The sequence below is a fragment of the Mesorhizobium sp. M7A.F.Ca.CA.004.06.1.1 genome, from assembly GCF_003999135.1.
Lineage (GTDB): Bacteria > Pseudomonadota > Alphaproteobacteria > Rhizobiales > Rhizobiaceae > Mesorhizobium.
In genome coordinates this window covers 1-2,279 of the sequence record NZ_RZPQ01000871.1, presented here as the reverse complement: position 1 = coordinate 2,279, position 2,279 = coordinate 1, and the positions used below count along the sequence as shown (strand labels likewise).

The following is a 2,279-nucleotide window of genomic DNA, read 5'->3' as shown; positions in this document are numbered from 1 at the left end:
GTTATAGAGGGTTGGATCATCAGGGCGGACACGAACGACAAATGGCTTTTGTCGGACTCTCGAACCTTAGTCGTTTGCGGCGGGCATGGCTGACGGCTATCGTCGCCGCACTGCTTTGCCTTGCCGCGACCGCGCTTGCAGTTGCCGAGACGAAAAGCCTTAAGGGCGTGGCGCTGATCATCGGCCAGTCGAATTACCTGCACATCGCCGCCCTGCCCAACCCCGCCAACGACGCCCGCGACATGGCCAAGATGCTGACCGACCTTGGCTTCGACGCCCGCAGCGTCACCGACCGCGACGCCACCAAGCTGAAGCGCGACCTGGAGCGGTTCACCGAAGATGCCGACGGCGCCGATGTCGCCTTCATCTACTACTCCGGTCATGGCATCGAGGCCGGCGGCGAAAACTATCTGGTTCCGGTCGATGCCAACGTCCCGTCGCTGAAGGATGCCGGCACCAGCCTTGTGCCGATATCGGCCGTCATGGAGGCATTGAAAAAGACAGTGCCGGTGACGATCATGCTGCTCGATGCCTGCCGCACCAATCCATTCCCCGCGGATGCCATGGTACGGCGCTCACCGACCGCTTCCGCCTCGCCCATAGGCGCCGGCGGGTTGGAGCCGGTGCGCGGCGCCAAGGCGCTCGGCAATGCACCGGCGGCCGACGCGAGCCTGGGTACAGTGGTCGGCTTTGCCGCAGAACCGGGTCATCCTGCACTTGATGGCGCCGCCGGCGAAAACAGCCCTTACGCGTCCGCCCTGCTGCGCCACCTCGCGGCGATGAAGGGCACCGAATTCGGCTCGGTCATGCGCATGGTGACCGAGGAGGTCTATCTCGACACAAAAGCGAAGCAGCGTCCCTGGATCAATGAAAGCCTGCGCCGGCTGCTCTATTTCGGCGTCGCACCAGTGGAGCCGACCGGCGACGACGGACTGATCACAGGCGAAAGGCGCCAGCTCCTGCTGACGATTTCCGGCCTGCCCGACCCGAAACGGGCGCAGGTGGAACTGGCCTCGCTGCAGGAAGGCGTGCCGCTCGACGCGCTTTATGGCGTGCTGAAGGCGCTCGGCACGGAAAAGATCCCCGAAGACCCGACCGACCTGCAAAAGGTGCTCGACGCCCAGGCCGAGCGCCTGAAGAAGATGATGTCCGAGCGTGCAGCACTGCGCACCGACGATCCGGAGATCAAACGGCTTGTCGCTTCCGCCGACAAGGCGATCGGCCAGGGCGCCATCGTGACGGCGCGCAAATTCCTCGACGATGCGGTCGGCCGGGTCGAGCAGACCAACGATGCGGTCGATCAAGCCGAGGATCTCGTCAAGCAGAAGCGTCTTGCCGACGCCGCGATCTATGCCAGGCGCGCCGATGCCTCGGGGCTGGTCTTCGATTACAAATCCGCTGCCGGCGACTATGCCAAGGCGTTTTCGCTGGCCGGAAAATGGGACGACAAGCTGCGCTGGAACTACAAGAACCAGGAAGCCGAGGCGCTCAACGCCTACGGCTACGCCACCGGCGACCTCGATGCGCTGCAGCACGCCATTGAGGCCTATCGCACCATCCTGAACTTCATCCCCAATGGCGAACAGAATCGCGACTGGGCCATCACCCGCAACAACATGGCGGTGGTGCTGCAGACCATCGGCGAGCGCGAGACGGAGACCGCGCGCCTTGAAGAGGCAGCCCGGATCTTTCGCGATTCCCTTGTCGTGTTCGAGCGCGAGAAGGACGACCTCAACTGGGCCGCCGCGCAGAACAATCTGGCCAATGTGCTGTTGAAGATCGGCGAGCGCGAGAGCGACCCGAAGCGCCTGAACGAGGCGGTTGTGGCGATGCGCGCGACGCTCCAGAAACGCCCACGCGAAAAAGTGCCGCTCGAGTGGGCCGCTTCGCAGAACAATCTCGGCCTGGCGCTCTATGCGCTTTCCGAGCGCGAGGCCGCCGGCGAACATCTGACGCAAGCCGAGGCGGCCTACCGGCTGGCACTTGAGGAATACACACGCGAAACGGCGCCGGTGGAATGGGCGATGGTCGAGAACAATCTCGGCAACACGCTGGTGTCGCTCGGCATTCAGCTCAACGACAAGGCGAAGATAAACGAAGCGGCCGACGCGTTCCGTGCCGCGCTCGAGGTGCGAACCCGTGAGACCTTCCCCGTCTCATGGGCGACCAGCAGGCTCAACCTCGGCAACGCGCTGAGCGGCGTCGCCCGCTTCGATATGGGCACCGGCGCGCTTGAAGAGGCCGCGGCCGCCTATGATGACGCACTGACGGTCTTTACC

General features: G+C 64.2%; 1 protein-coding gene. It reads left to right on the top strand.

Annotated features, from left to right (window positions below):
• Positions 1-41: 41 nt before the first annotated feature.
• On the top strand, positions 42-2,279 hold a 2,238-nt coding region (locus tag EN906_RS31460), incomplete at its 3' end, for a caspase domain-containing protein (protein WP_127375657.1).